This window comes from Mesorhizobium sp. M2A.F.Ca.ET.043.02.1.1 (genome assembly GCF_003952405.1).
Classification (GTDB): Bacteria; Pseudomonadota; Alphaproteobacteria; order Rhizobiales; family Rhizobiaceae; genus Mesorhizobium.
Window position 1 is genome coordinate 5,389,108 of the sequence record NZ_CP034445.1, and the last position, 26,944, is coordinate 5,416,051.

General features: G+C 64.9%; 24 protein-coding genes. 7 read left to right on the plus strand and 17 right to left on the minus strand.

Translation table 11 applies throughout. The features are described from left to right. Positions 1-5: 5 nt before the first annotated feature. Genes betB through betI form a run of 5 tightly spaced genes read right to left on the minus strand, consistent with a single transcriptional unit; the run spans position 6 to position 6,281 of the window. Positions 6-1,469, minus strand: coding sequence for a betaine-aldehyde dehydrogenase (gene betB, locus EJ068_RS25485; RefSeq protein WP_127252555.1), 1,464 nt, complete (start codon positions 1,467-1,469; stop codon positions 6-8). A 49-nt stretch (positions 1,470-1,518) separates the two neighbouring features. Then, positions 1,519-3,171: a choline dehydrogenase gene (gene betA / locus EJ068_RS25490; protein WP_127252556.1), complete on the minus strand. Its 1,653-nt coding sequence runs from the start codon at positions 3,169-3,171 to the stop codon at positions 1,519-1,521. Continuing rightward, the gene (locus EJ068_RS25495) at positions 3,164-4,168 is read right to left on the minus strand and encodes a threonine/serine dehydratase (RefSeq protein ID WP_189342613.1); all 1,005 of its coding nucleotides are present in this window, start codon (positions 4,166-4,168) and stop codon (positions 3,164-3,166) included. The genes betA and EJ068_RS25495 overlap by 8 nt, the downstream gene beginning before the upstream one ends. Further along, positions 4,165-5,694 carry a choline-sulfatase gene (betC, locus tag EJ068_RS25500; protein WP_127252558.1) on the minus strand — a complete coding sequence of 510 codons (1,530 nt, stop codon included), beginning with the start codon at positions 5,692-5,694 and terminating at the stop codon, positions 4,165-4,167. The genes EJ068_RS25495 and betC overlap by 4 nt, the downstream gene beginning before the upstream one ends. Next, positions 5,691-6,281: a transcriptional regulator BetI gene (gene betI, locus EJ068_RS25505; protein ID WP_127252559.1), complete on the minus strand. Its 591-nt coding sequence runs from the start codon at positions 6,279-6,281 to the stop codon at positions 5,691-5,693. The genes betC and betI overlap by 4 nt, the downstream gene beginning before the upstream one ends. A gap of 189 nt (positions 6,282-6,470) precedes the next feature. On the opposite strand from betI, the gene EJ068_RS25510 reads away from it, so the two are divergent. The 3 genes from EJ068_RS25510 (at position 6,471) to EJ068_RS25520 (ending at position 9,593) form a co-directional block, all read left to right on the plus strand. After that, positions 6,471-7,637 (plus strand): acetyl-CoA acetyltransferase, encoded by a 1,167-nt coding sequence (locus EJ068_RS25510; protein WP_127252560.1) that lies wholly within the window; start codon positions 6,471-6,473, stop codon positions 7,635-7,637. A 45-nt stretch (positions 7,638-7,682) separates the two neighbouring features. Beyond that, positions 7,683-8,684, plus strand: coding sequence for an asparaginase (locus EJ068_RS25515; RefSeq protein ID WP_127252561.1), 1,002 nt, complete (start codon positions 7,683-7,685; stop codon positions 8,682-8,684). 96 nt (positions 8,685-8,780) lie between these two features. After that, positions 8,781-9,593: a methyltransferase domain-containing protein gene (locus EJ068_RS25520; RefSeq protein WP_127252562.1), complete on the plus strand. Its 813-nt coding sequence runs from the start codon at positions 8,781-8,783 to the stop codon at positions 9,591-9,593. On the opposite strand, the gene EJ068_RS25525 is transcribed toward EJ068_RS25520, so the two are convergent. Then, positions 9,590-10,966 (minus strand): TIGR03808 family TAT-translocated repetitive protein, encoded by a 1,377-nt coding sequence (locus EJ068_RS25525; protein ID WP_127386123.1) that lies wholly within the window; start codon positions 10,964-10,966, stop codon positions 9,590-9,592. The two genes, EJ068_RS25520 and EJ068_RS25525, sit on opposite strands and share 4 nt — an antisense overlap. 106 nt (positions 10,967-11,072) lie before the next feature. Between EJ068_RS25525 and greA the strand changes: the two genes are divergently transcribed. Beyond that, a complete protein-coding gene (gene greA, locus EJ068_RS25530; RefSeq protein ID WP_127253424.1) occupies positions 11,073-11,555 on the plus strand; it encodes a transcription elongation factor GreA in 483 nt (160 codons plus the stop codon). Between the two features lie 377 nt (positions 11,556-11,932). Here greA and EJ068_RS25535 read toward each other — a convergent pair whose 3' ends face one another. Genes EJ068_RS25535 through EJ068_RS25545 form a run of 3 tightly spaced genes read right to left on the minus strand, consistent with a single transcriptional unit; the run spans position 11,933 to position 15,798 of the window. Beyond that, entirely contained in the window at positions 11,933-12,178 is a 246-nt protein-coding gene (locus EJ068_RS25535) for an AbrB/MazE/SpoVT family DNA-binding domain-containing protein (protein WP_245463225.1), read from the minus strand. A 57-nt stretch (positions 12,179-12,235) separates the two neighbouring features. Beyond that, positions 12,236-14,359 (minus strand): methylmalonyl-CoA mutase, encoded by a 2,124-nt coding sequence (gene scpA / locus EJ068_RS25540; protein WP_127253423.1) that lies wholly within the window; start codon positions 14,357-14,359, stop codon positions 12,236-12,238. Beyond that, complete coding sequence (locus EJ068_RS25545) at positions 14,356-15,798, minus strand: methylmalonyl-CoA mutase subunit beta (RefSeq protein ID WP_127253422.1); 1,443 nt, start codon at positions 15,796-15,798, stop codon at positions 14,356-14,358. The genes scpA and EJ068_RS25545 overlap by 4 nt, the downstream gene beginning before the upstream one ends. Positions 15,799-16,052: 254 nt before the next feature. Here EJ068_RS25545 and EJ068_RS25550 point away from each other — a divergent pair, with 254 nt between their 5' ends. Continuing rightward, positions 16,053-17,576: a helicase HerA-like C-terminal domain-containing protein gene (locus EJ068_RS25550; protein ID WP_127253421.1), complete on the plus strand. Its 1,524-nt coding sequence runs from the start codon at positions 16,053-16,055 to the stop codon at positions 17,574-17,576. A 32-nt stretch (positions 17,577-17,608) separates the two neighbouring features. Here the strand turns inward: EJ068_RS25550 and EJ068_RS25555 are convergent, their stop codons facing one another. From EJ068_RS25555 to EJ068_RS25580, 6 genes are all read right to left on the minus strand, one after another. Beyond that, positions 17,609-18,526, minus strand: a complete 918-nt coding sequence (locus EJ068_RS25555) for a MurR/RpiR family transcriptional regulator (protein WP_189439073.1) — start codon at positions 18,524-18,526, stop codon at positions 17,609-17,611. Positions 18,527-18,536: 10 nt separating this feature from the next. Continuing rightward, complete coding sequence (locus tag EJ068_RS25560) at positions 18,537-19,595, minus strand: C45 family peptidase (protein WP_127386350.1); 1,059 nt, start codon at positions 19,593-19,595, stop codon at positions 18,537-18,539. Continuing rightward, the gene (gene glnQ, locus EJ068_RS25565; protein ID WP_126061996.1) at positions 19,585-20,313 is read right to left on the minus strand and encodes a glutamine ABC transporter ATP-binding protein GlnQ; all 729 of its coding nucleotides are present in this window, start codon (positions 20,311-20,313) and stop codon (positions 19,585-19,587) included. The genes EJ068_RS25560 and glnQ overlap by 11 nt, the downstream gene beginning before the upstream one ends. Beyond that, complete coding sequence (gene glnP / locus EJ068_RS25570; RefSeq protein ID WP_127251720.1) at positions 20,310-20,966, minus strand: glutamine ABC transporter permease GlnP; 657 nt, start codon at positions 20,964-20,966, stop codon at positions 20,310-20,312. The genes glnQ and glnP overlap by 4 nt, the downstream gene beginning before the upstream one ends. 70 nt (positions 20,967-21,036) lie before the next feature. Then, the gene (glnH, locus tag EJ068_RS25575) at positions 21,037-21,789 is read right to left on the minus strand and encodes a glutamine ABC transporter substrate-binding protein GlnH (RefSeq protein WP_127251719.1); all 753 of its coding nucleotides are present in this window, start codon (positions 21,787-21,789) and stop codon (positions 21,037-21,039) included. A gap of 119 nt (positions 21,790-21,908) precedes the next feature. Continuing rightward, entirely contained in the window at positions 21,909-22,736 is an 828-nt protein-coding gene (locus tag EJ068_RS25580; RefSeq protein ID WP_127251718.1) for a 3-keto-5-aminohexanoate cleavage protein, read from the minus strand. Positions 22,737-22,815: 79 nt separating this feature from the next. Between EJ068_RS25580 and EJ068_RS25585 the strand changes: the two genes are divergently transcribed. Next, a complete protein-coding gene (locus tag EJ068_RS25585) occupies positions 22,816-23,706 on the plus strand; it encodes a MurR/RpiR family transcriptional regulator (RefSeq protein ID WP_127251717.1) in 891 nt (296 codons plus the stop codon). Continuing rightward, on the plus strand, positions 23,703-25,028 hold the full coding sequence (locus tag EJ068_RS25590; protein ID WP_127251716.1) for an aspartate aminotransferase family protein: 1,326 nt from the start codon (positions 23,703-23,705) through the stop codon (positions 25,026-25,028). The genes EJ068_RS25585 and EJ068_RS25590 overlap by 4 nt, the downstream gene beginning before the upstream one ends. Positions 25,029-25,071: 43 nt before the next feature. Here the strand turns inward: EJ068_RS25590 and EJ068_RS25595 are convergent, their stop codons facing one another. Next, entirely contained in the window at positions 25,072-25,695 is a 624-nt protein-coding gene (locus EJ068_RS25595; protein ID WP_127251715.1) for an FMN-binding negative transcriptional regulator, read from the minus strand. Positions 25,696-25,877: 182 nt separating this feature from the next. Continuing rightward, positions 25,878-26,702: a L,D-transpeptidase gene (locus EJ068_RS25600; RefSeq protein WP_127251714.1), complete on the minus strand. Its 825-nt coding sequence runs from the start codon at positions 26,700-26,702 to the stop codon at positions 25,878-25,880. Positions 26,703-26,944 lie beyond the last annotated feature (242 nt).

A 26,944-nucleotide genomic window follows, 5' to 3' on the forward strand; every position in this document is an offset into this window, starting at 1 on the left:
CGACATCAATAAGGCGCCGCCACGTCACCCGTCTCGACATAAACCGCCTTGAGCTGCGAATAATGCGCGAGCGCGGCCAGCGAGTTCTCGCGGCCGATGCCGGACTGCTTGACGCCGCCGAAGGGCATTTCGACCGGGGTCAGATTGTAGGCGTTGATCCAGCAGGTGCCGGCCTGCAGCTCGGCGATCACCCGATGCGCACGCGGCAGGTCTCGCGTGAACACGCCAGCCGCCAGCCCGAACTCGGTGTCGTTGGCGCGCTCGATCACCTCGTCCTCACTGTCGAACTTCAAGACGCTCATCACCGGTCCGAAAATCTCCTCGCGTGCGATGCGCATGGTGTCGGTGACATTGGTGAACACGGTCGGCTCGATGAAGAAACCGCTCTCGAAACCTTGCAGCGACGGCACGTTGCCGCCGTAGGCGAGTGTCGCTCCGTCCTGCTGGCCGGCTTCGATGTACGAGACGACCTTGCTCTGCTGCAGCCGGCTGACCAGTGGCCCCATCTGCGTCTCGGGATCGAGCGGATCGCCGATGCGAATTTTCTTGGTCCGCTCGACCAGCCGCTCGACGAAGCGGTCATGCAGGCCCTTCTGCACGAAGACGCGCGTGCCGTTGGAGCAGATCTGCCCGGTCGAATAGAAATTGCCGAGCATGGCGCCGCCGATGGCATTCTCGAGGTCGGCATCGTCGAAGACGATGAGCGGCGACTTGCCGCCGAGCTCCATCGTCGCATGCGTCATCTTGGAGCCGGCGAGCGACAGCACCTTGCGACCGGTCGGCACCGAGCCGGTCACCGAAACTTTTGCCACCACATCATGGCCGACGAGGCCGGCGCCGACATCGCCATAGCCTTGCACGACATTGAACAGCCCATCGGGCAAGCCGGCCTCCGAGTAGATCTCGGCCAGCGCCAGGGCCGAAAGCGGCGTGTTCTCCGAAGGCTTGAACACCATGGCATTGCCCATGGCCAGCGCCGGCGCCGATTTCCAGCCGGCGATCTGGATCGGGTAGTTCCAGGCGCCGATGCCGACGCAGACGCCGAGCGGCTCGCGGCGCGTGTAGGCGAATGGTCCGCCGAGATCGATCATCTCGCCGTTGAAGGCGGCGACCGCTCCGGCGAAATATTCCAGGCAGTCGGCGGCGGAAGGGGCGTCCGCCACCAATGTCTCCTGGATCGCCTTTCCGGTGTCGAGCGTCTCGATGCGCGCCAGGTCGGCGTTGCGCGCGCGCAGAATATCGGCGGCGCGGCGCAGGATGCGGCCGCGCTCGACGGGCTTTAGCCGCGCCCAGGCCGGCTGCGCGGAGCGGGCCGCCTCGATCGCCAGCTCCAGCACGTTCGGCGTCGCTGAATGCAGGGTGGCGATGGTCTCGCCGGTTGCCGGATAGATCACCGGCAGCGGCGTGCCGCCCTCATCCTCGATATAGCGGCCGTTGACATAGTGCGATGCGGTCGGCTGGGCGCGCATGGCTTTCTCCAAGTCTGTTCGCCGGGAGGGCGGTCAGCCCGACAATGCCCTATCGGTCCGCCACCTGCCAGCGCGGATTGATCCAGGGTTCCTGGTTGGATGGCGCCAGCGGCGTGCGGCCGAGGATATGGTCGGACGCCTTTTCGCCGGTCATGATCGAGGGGGCGTTGAGGTTGCCATTGGTCACCCGCGGGAAGATCGAGGAATCGGCGACGCGCAGGCCCTCGACGCCGATTACTCGGCATTCCGGATCGACGACGGCGGTCACATCGTCGGCACGGCCCATCCGGCAGGTGCCGCAAGGATGGTAGGCGCTCTCGGCATGGTCGCGGATGAAAGCGTCGAGCTCGTCGTCGGTCCGCACATGGCTGCCGGGCGAGATCTCCTTGCCGCGGAAGCCGTCGAAGGCCTTCTGCCCGAAAATCTCGCGGGTCAGCCGGATGCAGTGGCGGAACTCGCTCCAGTCGTCCGGATGCGACATGTAGTTGAAGCGGATCACCGGCTTCGTCTTCGGGTCGGGCGAGCGCAGCGTCACTGAGCCGCGCGACTTCGAGCGCATCGGCCCAACATGCGCCTGGAAGCCGTGCGACTTCGCCGCCGACTTGCCGTCATAGCGCACCGCCGCGGGAATGAAGTGATACTGGATATCGGGGTAGTCGACGCCGGCCTGCGAACGCACGAAGGCCGCCGCCTCGAAATGGTTGGTGGCGCCAAGGCCACTCTTGAAGAACAGCCACTGCGCGCCGATCAATGCCTTGGAGAAGGGATTGAGCACCGAGTTCAACGTGATCGGCCTGGTCGATTCCTGCTGGATATAGAGCTCCAGATGGTCCTGCAGATTGGCGCCGACACCCGGCCTGTCGGCGATCACCTTTATGCCGTTCTCCTGCAGATGCGCGCCTGGGCCGATGCCGGACAGCATCAGGATCTTCGGCGAGTTGATCGACGACGCCGCGACGATCACTTCACGCCGCGCCTTAACGACCTGAATCTTTTTGTCAGCTTCGATCTCGACGCCGAGGGCGCGTTGATTCTCGATCACCACGCGCCGGGCGAAGCCTTTGACCAGACTCACATTCTTGCGTTTGAGAGCCGGCTTCAGATAGGCGTTCGCCGCCGACCAGCGGCGGCCGCCAAGAATGGTCTGCTCCATCGGCCCAAAACCTTCCTGCTTGGAGCCGTTATAGTCGTCGGTGAGCTCGAAGCCGGCTTGGCGGCCGGCCTCGACGAAGGCGCCATAGAGCGGATTCTTCCGTGTGCCGCGCTGCACATGCAATGGTCCGCCGTGGCCCCGCCAGCCATCCTCGCCGCCGTCGGAATCCTCCATGCGCTTGAAATAGGGGAGCACGTCGGCGAAGCCCCAGCCGGTCGCACCCTGTTCCGCCCAATGGTCGAAGTCGTGCGCATGGCCGCGCACATAGACCATGCCGTTGATCGAGGACGAGCCGCCGATCACCTTGCCGCGCGGCGTCGCCAGCACGCGGCCGCCGAGATGCGGCTCCGGCTCGCTGGCGAAACCCCAGTCGTAGAGGCTCATATTGAGTGGGATCGACAGCGCCGACGGCATCTGGATCAGCGGCCCCATATCGGTGCCGCCGAACTCGATGACGATCACCGAGTGCTTGCCGTCTTCCGACAGCCGATAGGCCATGGCCGAGCCGGCGGAGCCGGAGCCGATGATGACGAAATCCGCTTCAAGCATTGTTCATATGCGCCATAAAATCGGCGAGCGAGACATTGCCGCCGGTTGCAACCACCAGGACAGTCTTGTCCTTCACATCCACCTTGCCGCCGAGAAGGGCGGCCAGTGATGCCGCGCCCGAGGGCTCCAGCACCAGCTTCATCCGCTCGAAGGCGATCTTCATAGCCCGCCGCACCGAGGCGTCATCGACGGTGACGCCGCGCACGCCGGCGGCACTCACCGCCGCAAAGGGCGCGTCGCCAGGCTTGCGCGCCATCAACCCGTCGCAGATCGATTTCGGTCCGATCGGCATGGTCTCGATGGCGCCATGCGCGAGCGACGAGCCCATGCCGTTGAAACCCTCCGGCTCGACGGCGATGATCTCGGTCCTGGGCGACAGATAGTGGAAGGCCAGCGAGACGCCGCCGATCAGCCCGCCTCCGCCGACCGAGCAGAACACCAGGTCGGCATGCGCCTTCTTAGCCGCCAACTGGTCGAGCGCTTCCAGTCCGGCGCCGGCCTGGCCTGCGACGATTTCCGGATCGTCGAAGGGATGGAGCAAGGTGAGGTGCTCGGTCTCGGCGATCTCGCGCGCCTTGGCGGCGGCGACCTCCTCACGCGCGCGGTCGCCATGGTCGGTCAGCACCACGCGTGCGCCATAGCCTGCGGTCGCGTCGCGTTTTGCGGCTGGCGCGTCGATCGGCATGACGATGGTGACGGGAATGCCCAGCGCCTGGCCGGCGGCCGCCAGCCCTTGCGCGAAATTGCCGGAGGAATAGGCGACGACGCCTTGCTTCGCTTCATCCGGCGAAAGCCGCTTCAGCCGCCAATAGGCGCCGCGCACCTTGAAGGAGCCGGCCCATTGCAGCGACTCCGGCTTGACGAAGACGCGCGCCGCGCCGGTTTCCCTGGCCAAAGCCGCCGACACCAGGAGCGGCGTCACCTGCGTGGCCGTCGAGGTGACGGCATAGGCCTGCCTCAGATGATCAAGCGGTGGGACGAGAATGTCTGCCATCATTCGCCTCTCGGATACCGTTTGCTCTCTTCCAGATTGTCGAGGTTCATGTGGTTGCGCATGTAGCGTTCCGATGCCTTCTGCAGCGGCTGGAACTCCCATGGGTAGTAGGCGCCGTTGCGCAGCGCCGGGTAGACGACCCAGCGGCGCGCCTGGCTTTCGCGCACAGCGGCGTCGAAGTCCGCCATGTTCCAGCGCGCGCGGACCTTTTCCATGAAGGCCGAGACCAGATCGGCGTAAGCCGGGTTGGCGGCGAGATTGTCGAGCTCGCGCGGATCGGCGTCGAGATCGAAGAGCTGCGGCGGATCGAGTTCGCAATGGACGAATTTGTATTTGCCCTCGCGGATCGCCACCATCGGCGCGTAGGAGCCTTCAGCCGCATACTCCATCAGCACCGGCGCCGAGCGCTCCTTACCGGCGGCAAGCGGCAGCAGCGACTGGCCGTCCGTCCATGGCGCGATCCCGCTCATGTCGATGCCGGCGAGGTCGCAGAGCGTCGGCGCCACGTCGAGATTTGAGACAGGCGTCTCGATCAACCCGGCCTTGATGTCCTTGCCGCCCATCATCAAAGGCACGCGCGCCGCACCCTCGTAGAAGCACATCTTGAACCAGAGGCCGCGCTCGCCCAGCATGTCGCCATGGTCGGAGCAGAACAGCACGATCGTGTCGTCCAGCATGCGGGTGCGTTCCAGCACCGACAGCAAGTCGCCGAGCTTGTCATCGAGATAGGAGATGTTGGCGAAATAGCCGCGCCGCGAGCAGCGAATCTGTTCCGGCGTGATGTCGAAACTGTCGTAGTCGGATGCCTTGTAGAGCCGCTTTGAATGCGGATCCTGGCTGTCATAGGGAATGAAGCCGACGTCCGGCTCCAGCGCCGGGCAGTTCTCATAGAGGTCCCAGTATTTGCGCCGCGCGACATAGGGATCGTGCGGATGGGTGAAGGAGACGGTCAGGCACCAGGGGCGCTGGTCCGCGTCATCCGACACGCGCGCGAACTCATAGAGCTTCTGCGTCGCGTGGAAGGCGACCTCGTCGTCATATTCCATCTGGTTGGTGATCTCGGCGATGCCGGCGCCGGTCACCGAACCCAGATTGTGGTACCACCAGTCGATGCGCTCGCCGGGCTTGCGGTAGTCCGGCGTCCAGCCGAAATCGGCCGGGTAGATGTCGGTGGTCAGCCGCTCCTCGAAGCCGTGCAACTGGTCGGGACCGACGAAATGCATCTTGCCGGAGAGCACCGTGTGATAGCCGGCGCTGCGCAGATGATGCGCGTAGGTCGGGATCGAGGAGGCGAATTCCGCGGCGTTGTCATAGACCTGGGTGCGCGACGGCAGTTGCCCGCTCATGAAGGAGGCACGTCCCGGCGCGCAGAGCGGCGAGGCGGTATAGTTGTTGGCGAAGCGCGCCGAGCGCGCGGCCAGCGCCTTCAGATTGGGGGCATGCAGGAACTCGGCCGGGCCGTCCGGGAAGAACGTGCCGTTGAGCTGATCGACCATGACGATCAGGAAATTGGGTCGCCGGGTGGTCAAGGCAGGCTCCGTCCGTTGAGCTTGGTTTCGAGATAGTCTTCCACAAGCGCGATCGCGGTCTGCGCGTCCGGCACGCCGTCCTTCAGCGCGCGGCGGATGTAGAGCCCGTCGATCAGCGCCGCGGTCGCTTCCGCCACGCGGTCGGCCTCTGCCCGGGGCAGGATGCCGGTCAGCCCGCTCATCAGGTTGGAATGCAGCCGCCGCGCATAGATGCGCAGCAGGCGCCGCAGTTCGGTCGATTTCTGCGCCTCGACATAGAAGGCGAGCCATGCGGCGATGATCTCGGCCTGGAACTGGTCATCTGAGAAGCTGACCGCGACCACGGAAGAGACGCGCTCACGCGCTGTGCCGGCGGTGTGAAGCGCGCGCCTGGTGTCGATGTTGAGCTCCGTCAGGATGTGCCGCATCGTCGCGAACAGCAGCTCGTCCTTGGCGCCGAAATAGTGATGCGCCAGCGCCGACGACACACCGGCGCGTCCGGCGATCTCCGACATCGTCACGTCCAGCGATCCGCGCTCGCCGATCGCAGAGATCGTCGCGTCGATCAGCGCCTTGCGGCGCACGGGTTCCATTCCGACTTTCGGCATTTTAGGGATCCGGTTCGGGTCGAGATTATTTTTTATTGACGCGTCAATCAATAAAAAATCGACACCGGGATCAACTGATCGTGTCGTTCTGGCCCATGGCAGGGGGCTAGAAAACGGTTCACTGTTGAACAATATTGAATCACGTGCCGCCAAGGATCGTGCTAGGCTGCGGCGCAAATGGAGGTTGCCATGACCGCATGCATCGTCGGCTGGGCGCATTCGCGCTTCGGCAAGCTCGAAGGCGAGACGCTGGAGGGCCTGATCACCAAGGTTGCCGTCGAGGCGCTCGACCATGCCGGCATCGGTCCAGACGATGTCGACGAGATTGTGCTCGGCCATTTCAACGCCGGCTTCTCCCCGCAGGATTTCACCGCCAGCCTCGTGCTGCAGGCCGACGACCGGCTGCGCTTCAAGCCGGCGACACGCGTCGAGAATGCCTGCGCCACCGGCTCGGCCGCCGTGCGGCAAGGCATCCGCGCCATTGACGCCAACGCCGCCCGCGTCGTGCTGGTGGTCGGCGCCGAGCAGATGACGACCACGCCGGGTCCCGAGATCGGCAAGAACCTGCTCAAGGCATCCTACCTGCCGGAAGACGGCGACACGCCTGCTGGCTTTGCCGGCGTCTTCGGCAAGATCGCGCAGGCTTATTTTCAGCGCTATGGCGACCAGTCGGATGCGCTGGCCATGATCGCCGCCAAGAACCACAAAAACGGTGTCGACAACCCTTATGCGCAGATGCGCAAGGATTTCGGCTATGAGTTCTGCCGCCAGGAAAGCGAAAAGAACCCCTTCGTCGCCGGTCCGCTGAAGCGCACCGATTGCTCGCTGGTCTCGGATGGCGCGGCCGCTCTTGTGCTGACCGATACCGCGACTGCGCTGAGGATGCGCCGCGCCGTAACCTTCCGCGCCAACGAGCATGTCCAGGATTTCCTGCCGATGTCGAAGCGCGACATCCTAGCCTTCGAGGGTTGCGAGCACGCCTGGAACCAGGCGCTGAAGAAGGCAGGCGTGACGCTCGACGACCTCTCCTTCGTCGAGACGCATGACTGCTTCACCATCGCCGAGCTGATCGAATACGAAGCGATGGGCCTGGCCAAGCCAGGCGAGGGCGCCAAGCTGGCGCTGGACGGGACGACGGCCAAGGACGGCCGCCTTCCGGTCAATCCTTCGGGCGGCCTGAAGGCCAAGGGCCATCCGATCGGCGCCACCGGGGTCTCGATGCATGTGCTTACCGCCATGCAACTGACTGGCGAAGCCGGCGGCATCCAGGTGCCGGGCGCGAAGCTCGGCGGCATCTTCAACATGGGGGGTGCAGCCGTCGCCAATTACGTTTCCATTCTCGACCGCATCAGGTAGAAGCGGCCCGCACTAAAGCGTCCCAAGGCGCGTGCGGGAGGCAGCATGTCCAATCCGGTTCTGGTCGAAGTCACGCGCGGCGCGGTGGTCGAAAGCAGGCATCGCGGCGCGGTTTCGGTCTTCGACGCCGACGGCAAGGCCGTCTGGGAGATCGGCGACACGGACCGTCCGGTTTTCCCGCGCTCCGCGGTGAAGGCGATCCAGGCGCTGCCGCTGGTCGAATCGGGCGCGGCCGACGCCTACGGCTTCGGCAACCGCGAACTGGCGCTGGCCTGCGCCTCGCATTCGGGCGAACCCGCCCATGTCGAACTGGCGCGGGCAATGCTCGCCAGGGCCGGTCTCGATAAGACCGCGCTGGAATGCGGCGCGCATTGGCCCAACCATGAAGCCACCCTTGCGCTCGCCCGCGCCGGCGATGTGCCGAGCGCCTTGCACAACAACTGCTCCGGCAAGCACGCCGGCTTCCTCTGCACCTGCGTGCATTCGGGCATCGCCCATCAGGGCTACGTCAAGGAGGGACACGCGCAGCAGGAGATGGTGCGCGACGCCATGCAATCCGTCACCGGCGCCGCTCACAACACCGGCAACAGCGCCATCGACGGCTGCTCGATCCCGACCTATGCCGTGCCGTTGAAGAATTTTGCGCAGGGCTTTGCCCGCATGGCGACGGGCAGGGGCTTTTCGCCCGAGCGAGCCAAGGCGGCGAAGCGTCTGCTTTCGGCCTGCATGGCCGAGCCGTTCCTGGTCGCCGGCACCGGCAAGGCCGATGTCGCGCTGATGCAGGCAGCACCGGGCCGCATCTTCGTCAAGACCGGCGCCGAAGGCGTCTATTGCGCGGCCTTGCCCGAGCTCGGTCTCGGCATCGCGCTCAAATGCGATGATGGCGCCGGCAGAGGGGCCGAGGTGATGATCGCCGCGGTGCTGGCAAAGCTGTTGCGCGCCGAAGAGGCGGTAGCGGCAAGGCTCACCCAACTCGCCCATCCCGCAGTCGAAAGCCGCATCGGCGCCAAGGTCGGCTTGCTGCGGCCGACGGCGGCGCTGGGCTAGCGAGGTTTCACCGGCACCGATATGCCGTGCGCATAAGCCGAGACAAAAAATTATGTGCTAGTCTCCTCCACTAACAATCGGACGGCGGGCCAGATCATGCTGGAAGCGGACAAGGTGTTTGCCGGGTCGATCCCGGAAAATTACGATCGCCATATGGTGCCGCTGATTTTCGAGGCCTATGCCGCCGAGACGGCGCGCCGGGCGGCTTCCTTCTCGCCAGCCGCCGTTTTGGAGACCGCCGCGGGCACCGGGGCCGTCACGCGCGCCTTGGCGCCGAAACTCTCTCCCGATGCCAGCTACACCGTGACCGACCTCAACCAGCCGATGCTCGACTATGCGGCGTCGCGCCAGGGGCCGGACAGCCGCATTACCTGGCGCCAGGCGGATGCCTTGAAGCTGCCCTTCAACGACGCTGCCTTTGACCTCGTCTGTTGTCAGTTCGGCGCGATGTTCTTTCCCGACCGCGCCGCCGCCTATCGCGAGGCAAAGCGCGTCCTGAAGCCTGGCGGGCATTTCCTGTTCAGCGTGTGGGATCGCATCGAGGAGAATATCTTCGCCGATGACGTGACGAATGCCCTGGCCAGGATCTTTCCGCACGATCCGCCGCGCTTCCTGGCGCGCACGCCGCATGGTTATCACGACAAGGACTTGATCCGTAGCGATCTGGCCGCCGCCGGATTCTCCGATGTGGCGATCGATACGAGGGCCGAGCAGAGCCGCGCATCCTCGCCGCGCGTTCCCGCCGTTGCCTATTGCCAGGGAACCCTGCTTCGCAACGAGATCGAGGCCAGGGAGGCCGGGAGCTTGGCGTCCGCCACCGACTATGCGGAAGCCGCGATCGCCGAGACGCATGGCCGCGGCGCGGTGGCGGCCAAGATCCAGGCGCATTTTATCGTGGCTGTGGTCTAGCTCACCTTGTTGCGCTCGACGGTCAGATGCGCATAGCCGCTGTCGCTTGCCTTCGCGAGGTCCCTGGTCACCGGATCGGCCCAACGCTGGCCGATGATGGCGCCATTCTGCGCGCCGTCGATGACATTGTCCGAGATGACGGCCGTGCCGGACCCTTCGACGACCGAAACGACGATGCCGGTGCCGGCCTTGCGGATAATGTTGCCGGTGGCCACGACATTGCGCAGATAGGGCCCCCAGCCGAGCTGCATGCCATAGAGCGGCGCGTTCTCGACGACATTGCCGGAAACCGTCGTGTCGGCCTCGGCGCTGATGCCGACGCCGAAACCGGGCGGATCGGCGGTGTAAGGGCCAACCGTCGTCAGGTTGCGCACGATGTTGTTCGAGCAGACGGCCATGCGGCCGCCTTCGTTGAAATTGACGATCGAGATACCGTTGGCGGCGCCGTCGACGAGGTTGTTGCTGAGGATCGCGCCTTCGAAGGAGAATTCCGAATAGATCCCGGTCTCGCCGGAGCGCGAGCAGGTGTTGCCGGTGATCTGCAAATTGCTGGCGCTGTTGGCGCGGATCGCGGTGAAGGCGCAGTCAGAGACAACGTTGCCGGAGATGATGACGTTGCCGGCGCGGAAGGCATTGATGCCGTTGCCGTTCTGGCCGGTGCCGCCGCTGCGCGCGCCGATCCGCCGGACGCGGTTGCCGCTGACGATGGTGCCGTCTTCCGCCGCCTGCCAGCGATGCACCAGGATGCCGCCATTGGCGCAGTCGGACACGGTGTTGCCGGAAATCTCTAGCCCGCCGGCCTCGACCGAATAGATGCCGGCATCCGCCGCGCCGGAAATATCGCAGCGGCCGATGCGGCCGACGGCGTGCTCCAGCGCCAGCCCGTTCTTGCCGCTGCCGGTCACCTGGCAATTGTCGATTGTCAGATGGGCGACGCGGCGCAGGTCGAGCAGCCCCTGCGCGTAGTCGGCCAGCCAGCGGTTGCTGCCGTCGAAGACGAGGCCAGTCAGCTCGATATGCTCTGCCTGTTCCGCCATCATCAGATGGCCGTTGCCGCCATAGACGATGCGCGTCGCTCCCGGCACGCCCGACAGGCGCACGCGGGCAGGCAGCTTCAGGTTCGAGACGAGATAGGTGCCGGGCGGCAGGAACACCGGCTGGTCGCGATCGCTGGCCTCGGCCAGCATTTTGGCGAAAGCCTTGCTCTGGTCGTCGACCGCGCCTGGCTGCACGCCGATCTCGGTGGCATCGATCGAGCCGCGCATCGCGGCCATCTCGATGCCGGGCAACGACTTCGCCGATGCCTTGCCGGCAAAGAGGCCGGCGACGGCGAAGCCGGCGGTCTGGGCAAGCAGCGTTCGTCTGTTCAACATCGGCACAGGTCCTGGCGTTTCGCCCTGTCTGTCGCAGGAATCGTGCCAGGATGGCCCTATCGGCAAACCGCTTGTGCAGTCGCCTCGCCAAGCCTAAGTTCATTGCATGAGCAGAGCTTTCACCCGCGAAGAAGACAGCGAAAACGCCATTGCCGGCGTCGGCGAACGCCCGGTCAGCACGCACCGCAATCTGGTGACGGAGCGCGGCCTTGCTATGATCGAGGACAATCTCGCCGACCTGCGTGATGTGCTCGCCAAGGCAGAACGGAAGGGCGACCGCGAGCGTATCGCCGTGGTTTCGCGCGACCTGCGCTACTGGACGGCGCGGCGCGAGAACGCCGAACTTTCGGTGCCTGAGCCGGGCAGCGACGTGGTGCGCTTCGGCATGGGCGTCACGCTGGAAGGCGACGACGGCAAGAAGGTGCACTGGCGCATTGTCGGCGAGGACGAGGCCGATCCGTCGAAGGGCAGCATTTCCCATGTCTCGCCGATGGCCGTGGCGCTGTTCGGCAAGAAGGTCGGCGAAGTCGTCACCGTCAACGGCAAGGAATGGGAAATCGTCAAGCTTTCGGACAAGGCTGAGAATTAGTTCCTCAATACAGAAGATTTGACCGGTTGGTTGGTGTGCGTTGCAGGTCCCCTGCCTTGGCGATTGGCCGAGACGCCTATCGCGGTCGTCATCCACGGGCGGAGCAAGGAGCGAAGCGACGCGCGCAGACCCGAGGATCCATGCCGTGACTTGGAAGCGCCGCGGCGGTCCAGAATTCTGCACCGTTGCACATTTCGGTCCAGGTAACGGCATGGATTCCAGGGTCTGCGCGCGTCGCTTCGCTCCTTGCTCCGCCCTGGAATGACGAGGTTCAGAAGCCTCCAGCTCATCGCCAGCGTTTACGCTGACTATCCCGGCGGATGTTGATAGCCTTGCCCTTAAAGCCTGCAATCTTTCGAAATCACTGTGTCGAGGAACTAGCCGTTAGCCAACGTTGAAAGCTTGCGCAGTGCAGCCTCGTATCTGTCCATGACGTCGCGAGCAGCGTTCATTTGCCGTTTGTGGTCGTCATGGCGGATTGGCTTTAGAATGAGGCCGTCGTCGCTTTCGATCATCTGGAGCTCGTCACCGACCTGAAGGTCCAGGCTGTCAAGCATTTCGCGTGGCAGCAGCAACGCTCCCGATCCGTCATCAAGCCCGTGGATAGTTGTCTTGAACATCATCGCGCCATGGTTGTGTCTATTTCCATAGAACAACCTTTCAGCCAAACCGGCAAGCCCTCATTGATCGGACAGCAACCGGTCCATCAGCCGGTTCGCAGCTTCCGGGATAACCGTTCCCGGCGGGAAGATCTCCGCGGCACCCGCCGCCAGCACCGCGTCATAGTCCTGCGGCGGGATGACGCCGCCGGCGACGATCAGCATGTCGGCATGGCCGAGCTTCTTCAGCGCTTCCTTGAGCTCGGGGATCAGCGTCAGATGCCCGGCGGCTAAGGAAGAGGCGCCGATGATGTCGACGTCGTGCTGCACCGCAAGCTTCGCGATCTCGTCCGGCGTCTGGAACATCGGCCCGACGGTGACGTCGAAGCCCAGATCGGCAAAGGCGCTGGCGATCACCTTCTGGCCGCGGTCATGGCCGTCCTGGCCCATCTTGGCGACCAGGATGCGCGGCTTGCCGCTGGATTTCTTTTCGAACGCCTCGATCTTCTCCTGCAACCGGTCGAGCGCCGGGTTGTCACCGAGCGCGTCGCGATACACGCCTGAGATCGTCTGGACCGCAGCCGTATGCCTGCCGAACACTTTTTCCAGCGCCAGCGAAATCTCGCCGACGGTCGCGTTCGCGCGCGCCGCGCGAATCGCGAATTCGAGCAGGTTCTCGCCGCTCTCGGCGGCACGCGTCAGCGCCGCCAGGGCGTTTTCCAGGGCCGCCACATCGCGGGTGCCTTTGAGCCGCTGCAGCTTCGCCAGTTGCCTGGCTTTCACCTCGGCATTGTCGATCTTCAAGACATCGACTTCGATATCCGTCTGCGGCCGGTGCGCGTTGACGCCGACCAGAATTTGCTCGCCGGAATCGATGCGCGCCTGGGTGCGGGCAGCCGCTTCCTCGATGCGCAGCTTCGGGATGCCCTTTTCGATCGCCGCTGCCATGCCGCCGAGGCTCTCGACCTCCTCGATATGGGCGAGCGCCCGCGCCGCAAGATCATGCGTCAGCCGCTCGACATAGGCCGAGCCGCCCCACGGATCGATCATGCGCGTGGTGCCGGATTCCTTCTGCAGGATGAGCTGCGTGTTGCGGGCGATCCGCGCAGAATGGTCGGTCGGCAGCGCCATCGCCTCGTCGAAGGAGTTGGTGTGCAGCGACTGCGTGTGCCCCTGCGTCGCGGCCATCGCCTCTATCATCGTGCGGGTGATGTTGTTGTAGGGGTCCTGCGCCGTCAGCGACCATCCGGAAGTCTGGCAATGGGTGCGCAGCGACAGCGAGCGCTCGTCCTTCGGCGAAAAGTTCTTCTGCATCAGGCTCGACCAGAGCAGCCGCGCGGCCCTGAGCTTGGCGACCTCCATGAAGAAATTCATGCCGATCGCCCAGAAGAAGGAGAGCCGGGGCGCGAAGCGGTCTATGTCGAGCCCTGCAGCGACCCCGGCGCGCGCATATTCGATGCCGTCGGCGATCGTGTAGGCAAGCTCGAGGTCGGCGGTCGCTCCGGCTTCCTGCATGTGGTAGCCGGAGATCGAGATAGAGTTGAACTTCGGCATGTGCCTGGAGGTGTAAGCAAAAATGTCCGACACGATCCGCATCGAAGGTTTCGGCGGATAGATGTAGGTGTTGCGGACCATGAACTCCTTCAGAATGTCGTTCTGAATGGTTCCGGCGAGATCCTTCTGCGCGACGCCCTGTTCCTCCGCCGCGACGATGTACAGCGCCATGATCGGCAGCACCGCGCCGTTCATGGTCATCGACACGGTCATCTCGTTCAACGGAATGCCGTCGAAGAGCTGCCGCATGTCGAGGATGGAATCTATCGCCACGCCGGCCATGCCGACATCGCCGGCGACGCGCGGATGGTCGCTGTCATAGCCGCGATGCGTGGCAAGGTCGAAAGCCACCGACAGGCCTTTCTGGCCGGCGGCGAGATTGCGCCGGTAGAAGGCGTTGGATTCCTCTGCCGTCGAGAAGCCGGCATATTGCCGGATCGTCCAGGGCTGCTGGACATACATGGTGGGGTAGGGGCCACGCACGAAGGGCGGCAGGCCCGGATAGGTGTCGAGATTGGCAAGCCCCTTGAGGTCGCCTTGCGTGTAGAGGTGTTTTACTGCGATGCCTTCCGGCGTCATCCGCTGGCCCTTGAGCTCGACCGGCGCGCGACGCGGCGCCGACCAGCCGATCTTGCTGAAATCCGGGATCATGATCCGGCTCCGATCGACTGATCGATGCGCACCGGAAACAGCGGCTCGCAGGTCGCCACGCCTTCCGTCAGCGCCGGGCGCCGCTCCTGCGGCAGCGTCTCGACCGGGCGCTCCGTGCCGGCGCGGTACAACGTCGTGCCGACGATGCCGCGTTCGCCGGCGCGGTAGGCGCCGTTGCGCCTGGCGGCGGCGGTCTGCACGCGGTTCTGGATATAGCCCTGCTGCAGGCTGGTGAGCACGCCGCCCTCGGCCTCGATGCGCTGGAATTCTTCCCAGGCGGCGGCGCAGAGATCGTCGGTCAGCGCCTCGACCGCGCCCGAGCCGCTGGCGGGGTCGGCGACTTGGCCGAGATGGCTCTCCTCGGCCATGATCAGCTGCGCGTTGCGGGCGATGCGGCGGGCAAAGCCCGCCGGCAGCCCATGCGCGATCGTGTGCGGCAGGATCGAGATCGAATCGGCGCCGCCGGTTGCCGCCGCGAAGGCTGCGATCGCCGTGCGCAATATGTTGGTCTCCGGGTCGGCCATCGTCATCATGCGGTAGGAGGTCTCGGCATGGATGCTGGCGGTCGAGGCCGGGATCGAGCAGGCTTCCTGGATGCGCGCCCACAGCTTGCGTAACGCCCGCACCTTGGCCATCGACAGGAACTGGTCCTGGTCGACGCTGAGCGCGAAGCCGATATACGGTGCCGCATAGACCAGCGGCTGGCGCGCCTTCTCGAACATCCTGAGATAGGACACGACGGAGGCCATCATCGTGCCGAGCTCCTGCGCCTCGGTGGCGCCGGCATTGTGGAAGACGCGGCCGTCGGCCTCCAGCAGCACGCCCGGCACGCCCATCGAGAAGAAATGCGCCAGCGACTGCGGCATCGATTCCTGCAGCGCCTCGATCGAGGTGCGCAGCCGTCCGGTGCCGGCGAAGATCGCCGCTGGGTCGATACCGAAGGACAGGTTTAGCTTGGTCGGATCGGAGCGGCGTTTGCTCAGGAAGGCGAGCAGCCAGTCGGCCACGGCGCGGCTCCAGGGATGGGCGTCGATGCGCACCTGCACGCGGTTGAGCGGCACGCCGTCGAGCACCCTTTCCAACGCTTCCGCGGTGCGCGGCAGGCCGTAGCCGAAGGCATTCGGCGCTCCCTCGAAGACAAGCGACAGGCCGGTGGCGCCATGGGCGATGTCTTCCAGGGCTTGCGCGCTGGCCCGGGCGATGTCCGGGTCGTCGACGCGCTGGCTGACGATCCAGGGCGCCGCCGGGTTTGTGCGCGGCCATGGATCGGCGGCCGTCGCGCGCTGGCTGAGCGGCTCGATGCGGATGCCGTCATCGGTACGGGAAACGAGCTTTTCCTCGAAGGAACCGCCGGCAAGGGCCTTCTCCGCCAGCGCCTGCCAACGCTTGGCGTCCGGGTTCGGAAGGTCGACATCCCTGGTCATGGCGCCGGCGCCCATCGCTCTCCTCGCTTCTCGGCCGCATCAGCCGGGTCCAGCCAATCTAAGGTCGGGAACCGGATATCACAATGCGTTATCCGCCCGGGTTTTCCCGCGGCCAGCCAATCGATTGCCAAACATGCGCGAAATCCGCAAGCGCCAATGGCCAGATTCCGGGCCGCTCCCAAATCGATACTGGCCATTGCCGCATGCGACGCGCGTTACTATACCTCCGGGTGAGGCCCTTTGAGCGGAACAGATTGCGGAGACCGGACATGGTTGACGAGACCAGCATCTTCATCGGCGCCAGCCGCAAGCCCGACGATTCCTATCAGCGCGCCGAAGAGCTGCTGCTGCGCTACGGCAACCGCCACGGCCTCGTCACAGGCGCCACCGGCACCGGCAAGACGGTCAGCCTGCAGATACTGGCCGAGGGTTTTTCGAATGCCGGCGTGCCGGTGTTCTGCGCCGACATCAAGGGCGACCTTTCCGGCATATCCATGATGGGCGAGGCCAAGGATTTCCTGGTCAAGCGCGCCGGCGAGGTGAAGCTCGATCCCTACCAGTTCCAGGAATTCCCGGTCATCTTCTGGGATCTGTTCGGCGAGCAGGGCCATCCGATCCGCGCCACCATCTCCGAGATGGGGCCGTTGCTGCTCTCGCGGCTGATGAACCTCACCGAGGCGCAGGAAGGTGTCATGAACATCGCCTTCCGCATCGCCGACGAGGAAGGCCTGCTGCTGCTCGACCTCAAGGACCTGCAGGCGTTGCTCGCCAACATCGCCGAGCGCGCCGACGAGCTCAGCGCGCGCTACGGCAATGTCACGAAGCCTTCCGTCGGCGCCATCCAGCGCACGCTCCTGGTGCTGGAACAGCAGGGTGCTGCGAACTTCTTCGGCGAGCCGGCGCTGCGCATCGCCGACATCATGCGCACCACGCGCGACGGCCGCGGCGCTATCAGCGTGCTCGCCGCCGACAAGCTGATGATGAATCCCAGGCTCTACGCCACCTTCCTGCTCTGGCTGATGTCGGAGCTGTTCGAGGAACTGCCCGAGGTCGGCGATCTCGACCAGCCGAAGCTGGTGTTCTTCTTCGACGAGGCGCATCTTCTGTTCGAGGACGCGCCGAAGGTGCTCATCGATCGCGTCGAGCAGGTGGTGCGGCTGATCCGCTCCAAGGGTGTCGGTGTCTATTTCGTCACACAGAACCCGCTGGATATTCCGGAAAAGGTGCTGGCCCAGCTCGGCAACCGGGTCCAGCACGCGCTGCGCGCCTACACGCCGCGCGAGCAGCAGGCGGTGCGGACCGCGGCCGAGACCTTCCGGCCCAATCCCGATTTCGACTGCGCCACCGCCATCACCCAGCTCGCCACCGGCGAGGCGCTGGTCTCGATGCTGGAGGACAAGGGCGTGCCGGCCATGGTCCAGCGCACGCTGATCCGGCCGCCGTCCTCGCGGCTCGGCCCGATCACGCCGGACGAGCGTCGCAAGATCATCGCCGAGAGCCCGGTCGCCGGCCAGTACGATCAGGTCGTCGATCGCGAATCGGCCTTCGAGATCCTGCAGAAGAAGACCAAGGAGGCGCAGGACGCCGAGGCGCAGGCACGGCAGCAGAACAGCGGCGGCTCGCGCTGGACCATTCCCGGCTTCGACGATGTTTTGGGAACAGGCAACCGCCGGTCTTCCAACCGCCAGACCGTAGCCGAAGCCGCCATCAAGTCGGTGGTGCGCTCGGTCGGCTCCTCCGTCGGCCGCGCCATCGTGCGCGGCATCCTGGGAAGCCTGGCGCGGGGGCGGTAGGCACCGTCTCATTGTCAGTTGGCGGGTGTTTTTCAGCCGACCTCGATGTTCATCGCGGCGATCAGCCGCTCGCGCCCGGCCAGCGAATTCAGCGCCTTGTCGCCAAGCTCGCGGGCGACGAGGTTGAGCAGCGCTTCGCAAAACACGACATAGGCACCCATGCTGTTTGAATAGAAGCTGCTGGCATGCGGGATGAAGAACGCATGCTGGGCTGGCGGAACAAGCGGCGAGGACCGGGAATCGGTGATCGCGATCACGTTCTGGCCGTTGGCCGCAGCAATGCGGCCGACCTCGGCGACGCTGCGCGTATAGGGCGCGCAACTGGCTGTGATGACGACGTCGCCCGGCTCGAGCTGCGACAGCGCCTCGGCGACGCCGAGGCGCGGCGCATCGAGCAGAGCCACGTCCGAGCGCACCATGCCCAGGCAATAGGTGAGGAAGCTCGCCAGCGAATGGAACTGACGAACGCCATGCACGCGCACACGCCGCGCTTCGGCCAGCAGCGCGACCGCGCCCTTCAGCGAGGCGCTGTCCAACTGGCCCAGGAAGCCGTCGACATTCGCCGCCGTTTCGCGTGCCAGCCGCTCGAAGACCTCGACTTCGGCGCCGCCTGCCGAAGGCGTCGTCATCAGCCTTCCGGCCTGGCGACTGTAGAAATATTGCTGGTCGTCAGCGATCGCCTTGCGGAAGACGGCCTGGAAATCGCTGAAACCTTCGAAGCCGAGACGCTTCGCCAGTCTCGTCAGTGTCGACGGATTGATGCCGAATTGATCAGCGAGTTCCGAGATCGTGCGGACCGCCGATTGTTCGGGCGCCTCGACAAGCTTGGCGAAGACATCATGCGCCTTGGAGCCGAGGGAAAAACCCGCTTCGTCGCGGCCGACCGAGAGCGCCAACGCCCTCAGATCCTCGATGGTGCGCGGCGGCTCCGCGACGGCTTCCTCTGGCATTGTTTCCCGCTCACCCCGCGACAGGGACCAGCCCATCCCGCATGTCGAAGCGCACTGCTTCGTGTGCCGCATCGTAGACAGCCCACTCGACCTTGTCAGCCCCGACGCGGAAGACGGCGCTGGCAAGCGTGTTCTCGACATCGCTGTCGGCCGGGTCGGTGCGATAGATCGGCAGCTCCGGGTCGGCCGCGTCCCACAAGATGCCGAGTGCGCGGCGTTGCGGCTCGGACTGAGGCGTCTCATTCAGCAGCGCTTCGCCTCGTCGCTGGCGCACACCGGACGAACCGGTGACGATCTGCGACATGCGCCCGGTGTCGGCATGGATCAGGTGGTTCGAGTGGACACGCGCCGCCTCGACGCGATCGACCGATAGCGCCTGCGCGGTGAACTCGACGCTGAGCAGCCGCTCGTCGCAGGCCTGGGCCAGGGTCAGGTGAAAGGCGCCGGCGCGGGGCACCGATTTGAGCAGGGCCAGCGCTGCGTCGAGGTCCGGTGCGTCGAGCACTGCGCGGGCGAGCACCATGCGCGGCGCTCCTGCGCCGCCGGCCAGCGGCCTGGTGTTGTTGACCGTCTGCACCAGCCTCGCTGACGTGGCCGCGAATGTGTGGCCGGGCAGCGAGCCGGGATAGACGAAGGCTGTGAATTGATTGCCGCCTTCGGACGTCACATGGGCCAGCGCGCAATGGCCGGCGAAGTCCGGGTCGCCGTCCTCGTTGTGGCCGATGACATGCGGGGACCCCGGTAACTGCACCGTCGTGCAGCCATCGGGCGCCATTGCCCAGATGTCGCCGCGGCAGTTCCACAGGAAGACGTCGTCGAAAGCCAATTCAAGTCCGTCGGCGAGGCCCTGCAGCTCGGCCCAGTATCGGGGGAACCGCTCCCGCACAATCGTCGCCATCATGCCGATGCGTGGATCGGCGCGCCGAGCGTTTAGCTCGCGCCATGCGGCGGACGTCTGGAAATGGTCGTTGAGCGCCGCTCGGCCGAAGTGCCCGAGAGCAGCCCCGACGTCGTAGGGCGGCCCCGAGACATCGATGAAGGAAAGCCGGCGGCCGGCGTCATGCGACATGCTGCAGAAACTCTTTCAAGCGAGGATTTTGCGGGTTTGCAAGCAGCTCCCGCGGTTCTCCGTCAACAGCGATCTTGCCGCCTTCCATGAAGATCAGCCTGGTCCCGACCTTGCGGGCAAAGGCCATCTCATGGGTGACAACGATCATCGTCATGCCTTCCTCGGCCAGCGCCTGCATCACGCGCAGCACCTCGTGCCTTAGTTCAGGATCGAGCGCCGAGGTCGGCTCGTCGAACAGCATCAGCTTCGGCTTGACGGCAAGCGCGCGCGCAATGGCGACGCGCTGCTGCTGGCCGCCCGAAAGCTCGCTCGGATAGTGATGTGCCCGTTCGGCAAGACCGACCTTGGCGAGCATTTCCAGCGCCTGCTTGCGTGCCTCCTGTCGCGTCTCGCCACGCACGCGGCGCGGACCGAAGGCGACGTTTTCCAGCGCCGTCATCTGCGGAAACAGGTTGAACTGCTGGAAGACCATGCCGGCTTCCTGGCGGATCAGGCGGACCTTGCGGCCGCCGGATTTGACACTGATGCCGTCAACGACGAGGTCGCCGCCATTGATCTCCTCCAGCGCATTGATGCAGCGAAGCAGCGTCGACTTGCCGGAGCCGGAGGGGCCGATCAGCACCACCTTCTCGCCGGGCTCGATCGACAGATCGACCTGATCGAGGATGGTAACCTGGCCGAAGCGCTTGGTGACTTTGTTGAACGCCACGATGCTCACAGGATGCGCATCCTCTTTTCGGTCAGCCGCAGGATGAGCGTAAGCGTGCCGGTCATGATCAGGTAGAACATCGCCACAGCCGACCATATCTCGACGGCACGGAAGTTGGCCGCCATGATTTCCTGGCCTTGCCGGGTGAGCTCGCCGACGCCGATGACGATGAACAGAGAGGTATCCTTCAGGCTGACGATGAACTGGTTGCCGAGCGCCGGTATCATGCGGCGGAAGGCAAGCGGGCCGATGATGTAGAAAAGCACTTTCCAGAACGGCAGGCCGAGCGCCAGGCCGGCCTCGCGCAAGCCGCGATGGACGGAAAGGAAGGCGCCGCGCACGATCTCGGCGATATAGGCACCCGCATTGATGATGATCGCCATGATCGCCGCCGCCAGCGGATTGATGCGGACATCTGCCAGGATCGGCAGCGCGAAATAGATGAACATCACCTGCACGATGATCGGCGTGCCGCGAATGATCTCGATATAGATCATGGCGATGGCGTTGAGCACGATGTTGCCATAGGCGCGCGCCAGCCCGGCGGTGAAGCCGATGACGAGGCCGCCGGCAAGCCCGGCGAGCGCGATCATCACGGTGAGGCGGGCGCCCTTCAACAGCTCGGGCAAGGCCTGCCAGATGACGGACCAGTCGAAATCCATGAGAGCCAACCTTCAGGGAAGGCACGCCGGCCATGCCGGCGCGCCGGGAGATCCAACGGGAAACCGGTGATCAGCTCTTCGGCGGCTCGGTGCCGAACCACTTCTTGTAGATGTCGGCGTAAGTGCCGTTGGTCTTCAGTTTGGCAATGGAAGCATTGACCTTGGCGACGAGCGGGCTGCCCTTTGGGAAGGCGATGCCATATTGCTGCGCCATCATCTGCGGGCCGACGGTCTTCACTTTCCCTTGGCCGTTGGTCTTGATGTAGTAGAGCACGTTCGGAGTGTCGTGCATGGCGGCGTCGGCGCGGCCGGTCGCGACCTCGAGATAGGCGTTGTCGCTGTTCGGGAACAGGCGCAGTTCCGTGCCCTCGAAATGTTCCTTGGCATAGTCGGTCGCCGACGTGCCGGTCTTCACGGCAAGCGTCTTGCCGACGAGATCATCCGGACCCTTGATCGTGCTATCGACCGGCACCATCAGAAGGAAGCCGCTGTCGTAATAGCCGTCAGAGAAGTCGATGACCTTCTTGCGCTCGTCCTTGATGGTGATGCCGGCCAGGCCGACATCGACCTGCTTGGTCTGCAGCGCCGGGATGATGCCGTTGAAGTCCATCGGCTGAAGTGTGTAGGTCACGCCGATATCCTTGGCGATCTCGGCCCACAGGTCGATGTCGAAGCCGACATATTTGTCGCCTTCCTTGAACTCAAACGGAACGAAGGCGGTGTCGGTCGCGACGATCAGGTCGTCGGCGAAGGCCGGCTGGCCGAAAGTGAGCGTTGCCGCGACGGCCGCGGCGGCGGTGAGGCTTGCGAGTGCGAACTTCATTTTTCGGGTTCCCCTTTTTGTTGGATTGCCCGTGAAGCGTAACACCGTCGATCCGGTGGTGCAAATCATAAATGCATCATGATACAAGATGCACTTCATATTTGCAAAGTGCCGACGCATTAGGCATCCGACCACTGGGTTCGCAACGCGTCCGCGTCAGCGAGCGTGAGCCCGCAGGGTTCGACTGCCAGCCTTGTGGCCAAGACGAGATCCTGGTTTCCGGAAGCCAGCGTCCCATTAGGGAGAAAAAGATTGTTCTCGAAACCAACGCGTGCATGTCCGCCGAGCAGAGCAGCGGCCGTCACGCAGGCTGCTTCCTGGTCGCCGAAAGCGCAGACCATCCAGTGCCTCGCTGCGGGGATGCCAGGCGCCAGGAAGGGGAGCAGGTCGGCGGGCCGGGACGTCTGCCCGACCGTATAGCGGCCGAGGACATAGAGGACCGGCAGATTGTCGAAGGGGACCAGGCCGCGACCCGCCAGCGCCGCGAGATAGCTCGCCTCCTCGGGCGTATAAAGGATGATCTGCGGCGTGACTTTTTCCACGCGCAGCGTTTCGAGAAACGAGGCGAAAGCCGCTTCATGCGTCGGGTTGGGCACGAGCTCGCGCAAGGCCAGCGAAACCGCCTCGGGGCGGACTTCCAGCACCACCCGCATCTGCTCCTCGGGCCGATAGATACCCAGCGCCTCGCTGGTGATCTGGAGAACGAGCCTGTCGCCGACGCTGGCCCTGATCGCCGCGGTCGCGGCCCGATAGGCATCGGCGTCGAGCAGATGGCGTCCGTCGCGGTCGCGGACATGGACATGGATCATGGCGGCGCCGGCCTCGAGCGAGGTGGCGGCCACATCAGCCAACTCAACTGGGGTGATCGGCAGGGCCGGGTGATCGGCTTTGGTGCGCCGGCCACCGTTGGGCGCCACGGCGATCGCCAGGCGATTCTGGTTCGGCATCGACTGCTCCATTTGTTGCATATTGATAATCTATGCAACATATATTGCACGATCATCCATTCGCGTCTATGGTCGTGGCATGATCCGCGCGCCACTTACCGATGCCATTGTCGAGGCCTTCGACAGCTTGCCCTCGCAGTTGCAGGACGCGGCCCGCTATCTTTTGGACAATCCCGAGGACGTCGCGCTGTTGTCGATGCGCGAGCAGGCGCGTCGTGCCGGTCTGCAGCCCTGGACGATGGTGCGTCTCGCCAAGCGGCTGGGCTTCGACGGCTACGAGCCTCTGCGCTCGCTCTACGCCAATGCGATGCGGCAGGGTGAGCTCGGCTTTGCCGGCAAAGCCGGCGCGCAGCTCGCGCACCAGCAGGAGGTCGGCGACCGCGCGTTGGCCGCCGAGATGGTGCGGTCGCTGGCGGATCAGATCGCTCGACAGGGCGAGCCCGAACAGCTCGACGCGCTTGCCACGGCGGCCGAGCGGCTCTACGCAGCACGCCGAATATTCTGCCTCGGGCTGCGCTCCAGCCATCCGGTCGTCGCGCATTTTTCCTATGTCATGTCCTTCCTCGGCGAGAAGGCGGTAATGCTGGACGGTGCCTCGGGAACTGGCACCGACGCCATCCGCCTCGCGACCGCCGAAGACGTCCTGTTTGTGGTCAGCGTCGCTCCCTACACCAGGCTCACCGTCGATCTTGCCCGCCGCGCCGCGGCGGATGGCGTGCCGGTCATCGCGCTGACCGACAGTGCCGTGTCGCCGCTCGTCGGGCTGGCGGCCCTGTCGGTGCTGGTGCCGACGGAAAGTCCGTCCTTCTTCCATGCCATGGCGCCGGCCTTCGTCGTCGGCGAGATCCTCGTGGCGCTGGTCGCCGGCAAAGGCGGGGACAAGGCGCTGGCCGCCATCCGCCGCACCGACGACCAGCTCTCGCAACTCGACATCCACATCTTGCCGCCGCGCGGCCGGAGGAAATCATGACCCATATCCTGCATCGCCAGATCAACGCTGTGCTGCCGGTCGCCAGCGGCGGCAAGGGCATCGAGCTCTTCGACAGCAATGGGCGCGCCTATATCGACGCCTCCGGCGGCGCCGCGGTTTCCTGCCTCGGCCACGGCCATCCCGATATCATCGCCGCCATGCATCGGCAGGCCGACACGCTTGCCTACGCCCACACCAGCTTCTTCACCAGCGACGTCGCCGAAGCGCTTGCCGACCGGCTCGTCGCCGACGCGCCGGCCGGCATCAGCCATGCCTATTTCGTCTCAGGCGGTTCGGAGGCGGTCGAGGCGGCGCTCAAGATGGCGCGGCAATATTTCGTCGAGATCGGACAACCGCAGCGCCGCAACATCATCGCGCGCAAGCAGAGCTACCACGGCAACACGCTTGGCGCGCTGGCGACCGGCGGCAACGAGTGGCGCCGCGCCCAGTTCCGGCCGCTGCTCATCGAGACGCACCACATCGATCCCTGCTTCGCCTACCGCTTCCAGGAGACCGGCGAGACCGACCAGGACTATGCCGCTCGCGCTGCGCAGGCGCTGGAGAACAAGCTCATCGAGCTCGGACCGGAGACGGTCATAGCCTTCGTCGCCGAGACGGTGGTCGGGGCGACAGCGGGCGCGGTGCCACCGGTGGCGGATTATTTCCGACGCATCCGTGAGATCTGCGATCGTTACGGCGTCCTCCTGATCCTCGACGAGGTGATGTGCGGCATGGGCCGCACCGGCACGCTGCACGCGTGCGAGCAGGATGGCGTCGCTCCCGACCTGATGACAATCGCCAAGGGGCTTGGCGGCGGCTATCAGCCGATCGGCGCGGTGCTGCTCAGCCGCAAGATCTTCGACGCCTTCGCGAATGGTTCGGGCATCTTCCAGCACGGCCACACCTATATCTGCCATCCGATGGCCTGTGCCGCCGCACTCGCCGTTCAGGACGTCATTGCCCGCGACAGGCTGCTCGACAATGTGAAGGCGATGGGTGCGCATCTGGCGCGCAGGCTCGGCGAGCGCTTCGGCAACCATCCTCATATCGGCGACATTCGCGGGCGCGGCCTATTCATGGGCATCGAGCTGGTGGAGGATCGTTCCACCAAGCAGCCTTTCGATCCGAAGCGGAAGCTGCATGCGCGCATCAAGAAGGCGGCCATGGCGAACGGCCTTCTGGTCTACCCGATGGGCGGCACGATCGACGGAGCCAGTGGTGACCACGTGCTGCTCGCGCCACCCTTCATCTGCGATGTCGCAGCCATCGACGCGATCGTCGAGCGTCTCGGCGATGCCATCGGCCAGGCATTGCGAAGCTAACCAATCAGCCGATCAGTTCGTCGGGCCAAGCCGGTCGCGCGGTTCACAGCGGGATGAGCGGCGCGACCTCGCGGTCGGACGGCCGCTCGCTCGCCGCCAGGCCGGCAAGCACGCCGGCGCGATCGGCCGCGTTGCGGTTCTGGCTCATCTTGCGCTTGCCTTCGAGCTTCGTGATCGGCATGCGCAGGCCGACTATGCCCTTCAGCTGCGACTGGATGAAATCCGCAGGCGCGTCCGACACGGCCCAGGGTGCGGCGCGCTCGCCTTCATGCAGGTTGGTCAGGCGGGTCACCACCTCGAGCAGCCGGTCGGCGTCCTCGAAGAACTCGATCGGCCCATGGGCGTGGACGGCGACGTAATTCCAGGTAGGCACCACCTTCCCGGTCTCCTGCTTGGTCTGGTACCAGGCCGGCGTCACATAGGCGTCCGGTCCCATGAAGATCGCCAGGCCGTCGCCCAGGGCCGGCACGCGCCAGTGCGGGTTTGCCTTCGCGACATGGCCGTAGATGACGCCGTGCTCGCCTTCGCTGTCATCGAGGAAAAGCGGCAGCGGCGTCGCCAGCGGTCCTTCCGCCGTGGCGGTGACCAGCGTCGCCAGCCGCGCGGCACGGATCGTTGCCGTGAGGCTCTCCCTGTCGTCGTCGCGGAAGGCGGGTGGCGTGTACATCGCAAAACTCCTTGCGGCATAAAATGCCTGAAATCCGGCCTGCTTAGAACATCCTGTCGTGGAAGTTTTGTGTGGTCCAGCCGGGCTGCACGCCCGGGGCCCGATAACCGATTTTCATCCCAGCGCCCGGGCCGCGGCGCCGGCCGCCATATTGGCCAAGCACCGCTGATGGATCGGCGTCGTTAGATAATCTCGTTGGTGAGCCGCTTCACCGGACCGAGCAGGATCGAGCCGGTCGGCACGCCATTGTCGATCGGGATCGCCTGGCGGTCCGGCATGTCCTCTTCCGGCGCGCCGATATTGGCCGTCACGATGACCGGGGTCTTGGTCGGCACGCGGTCGTAGAGGTCGATGATGTCCTGGTTGATCAGGCGCACGCAGCCCGACGACACCGACTTGCCGATCGACCACCATTCGGGCGATCCGTGCAGGCGGTAGAGCGTGTCCTGGTTGCCCTGGAAGAGATAGAGCGCACGCGCCCCGAGCGGGTTCTTCAGGCCGCCTGGCATGCCGCCATTCTTGGCGCTGTATTGCGTCAGCTCCGGCTGGCGCGCCACCATCTCGTCCGGCGGCGTCCATTTCGGCCATTTCTGCTTCCACTGCACGACCGCGTCGCCCGACCATTCGAAGCCGGCGCGGCCGAGGCCGACGCCGTAGCGGATCGCCTGGCCGCCCTCGCGCACCAGATAGAGGAAGTGGCCGGTGGTATCGACAACGATGGTGCCCGGGCGCTGCCCGGTCGGATCGGGAACGATCTGGCGCAGGAATCTGTGATCGATCTTGTTCACAGGAATGGCCGGCAGGTCAAAACCATTGTCCGACATCGCGCCATACATCGTCTCATAGTCGCCGAGCGGCGGCTCGACAGGGGCCTGAGGCGGCGTCTGGATGGGTGCTGGGCCTTGGTCGCTGGTCGTGGTGCAGGCGGATAGGGCAGCCGAAGCAGCGCCGAGGGCTGTGAAATTGAGGAAGCCGCGGCGGCTGATGCGGAAGGAAGCGTCTGACATGGTTGCCTTTTCTAGATCAGAACGGCGGTTCGTTGAACCGCCGTTCTGATCTAACTCTTTGTTGGAGCATGATCTTCTCCGAAAACCGGTTCCCACTTTTCGGGATCATGCTCTAGGTCTCAATTCGCAAGAAAGCATGAATGCGAGGGTCCGTCGCCGGCGCCATCCATAACAGTCGGGGCGATAGGCGGTTCCAATTCTGGCCTGAGGGTGGACAGAAAAAGGCGAAGCTGTGACCACGC

What these genes read in the sequence shown, in the direction of transcription:
- betB (WP_127252555.1), bottom strand. Translation starts at nt 1,469, where the DNA reads ATGCGCGCCCAGCCGACCGCATCGCACTATGTCAACGGCCGCTATATC.
- betA (WP_127252556.1), bottom strand. Translation starts at nt 3,171, where the DNA reads ATGCTTGAAGCGGATTTCGTCATCATCGGCTCCGGCTCCGCCGGCTCG.
- EJ068_RS25495 (WP_189342613.1), bottom strand. Translation starts at nt 4,168, where the DNA reads ATGATGGCAGACATTCTCGTCCCACCGCTTGATCATCTGAGGCAGGCC.
- betI (WP_127252559.1), bottom strand. Translation starts at nt 6,281, where the DNA reads ATGCCGAAAGTCGGAATGGAACCCGTGCGCCGCAAGGCGCTGATCGAC.
- EJ068_RS25510 (WP_127252560.1), top strand. Translation starts at nt 6,471, where the DNA reads ATGACCGCATGCATCGTCGGCTGGGCGCATTCGCGCTTCGGCAAGCTC.
- EJ068_RS25515 (WP_127252561.1), top strand. Translation starts at nt 7,683, where the DNA reads ATGTCCAATCCGGTTCTGGTCGAAGTCACGCGCGGCGCGGTGGTCGAA.
- EJ068_RS25520 (WP_127252562.1), top strand. Translation starts at nt 8,781, where the DNA reads ATGCTGGAAGCGGACAAGGTGTTTGCCGGGTCGATCCCGGAAAATTAC.
- EJ068_RS25525 (WP_127386123.1), bottom strand. Translation starts at nt 10,966, where the DNA reads ATGTTGAACAGACGAACGCTGCTTGCCCAGACCGCCGGCTTCGCCGTC.
- greA (WP_127253424.1), top strand. Translation starts at nt 11,073, where the DNA reads ATGAGCAGAGCTTTCACCCGCGAAGAAGACAGCGAAAACGCCATTGCC.
- EJ068_RS25535 (WP_245463225.1), bottom strand. Translation starts at nt 12,178, where the DNA reads ATGATGTTCAAGACAACTATCCACGGGCTTGATGACGGATCGGGAGCG.
- scpA (WP_127253423.1), bottom strand. Translation starts at nt 14,359, where the DNA reads ATGATCCCGGATTTCAGCAAGATCGGCTGGTCGGCGCCGCGTCGCGCG.
- EJ068_RS25545 (WP_127253422.1), bottom strand. Translation starts at nt 15,798, where the DNA reads ATGGGCGCCGGCGCCATGACCAGGGATGTCGACCTTCCGAACCCGGAC.
- EJ068_RS25550 (WP_127253421.1), top strand. Translation starts at nt 16,053, where the DNA reads ATGGTTGACGAGACCAGCATCTTCATCGGCGCCAGCCGCAAGCCCGAC.
- EJ068_RS25555 (WP_189439073.1), bottom strand. Translation starts at nt 18,526, where the DNA reads ATGCCAGAGGAAGCCGTCGCGGAGCCGCCGCGCACCATCGAGGATCTG.
- EJ068_RS25560 (WP_127386350.1), bottom strand. Translation starts at nt 19,595, where the DNA reads ATGTCGCATGACGCCGGCCGCCGGCTTTCCTTCATCGATGTCTCGGGG.
- glnP (WP_127251720.1), bottom strand. Translation starts at nt 20,966, where the DNA reads ATGGATTTCGACTGGTCCGTCATCTGGCAGGCCTTGCCCGAGCTGTTG.
- glnH (WP_127251719.1), bottom strand. Translation starts at nt 21,789, where the DNA reads ATGAAGTTCGCACTCGCAAGCCTCACCGCCGCCGCGGCCGTCGCGGCA.
- EJ068_RS25580 (WP_127251718.1), bottom strand. Translation starts at nt 22,736, where the DNA reads ATGCCGAACCAGAATCGCCTGGCGATCGCCGTGGCGCCCAACGGTGGC.
- EJ068_RS25585 (WP_127251717.1), top strand. Translation starts at nt 22,816, where the DNA reads ATGATCCGCGCGCCACTTACCGATGCCATTGTCGAGGCCTTCGACAGC.
- EJ068_RS25590 (WP_127251716.1), top strand. Translation starts at nt 23,703, where the DNA reads ATGACCCATATCCTGCATCGCCAGATCAACGCTGTGCTGCCGGTCGCC.
- EJ068_RS25595 (WP_127251715.1), bottom strand. Translation starts at nt 25,695, where the DNA reads ATGTACACGCCACCCGCCTTCCGCGACGACGACAGGGAGAGCCTCACG.
- EJ068_RS25600 (WP_127251714.1), bottom strand. Translation starts at nt 26,702, where the DNA reads ATGTCAGACGCTTCCTTCCGCATCAGCCGCCGCGGCTTCCTCAATTTC.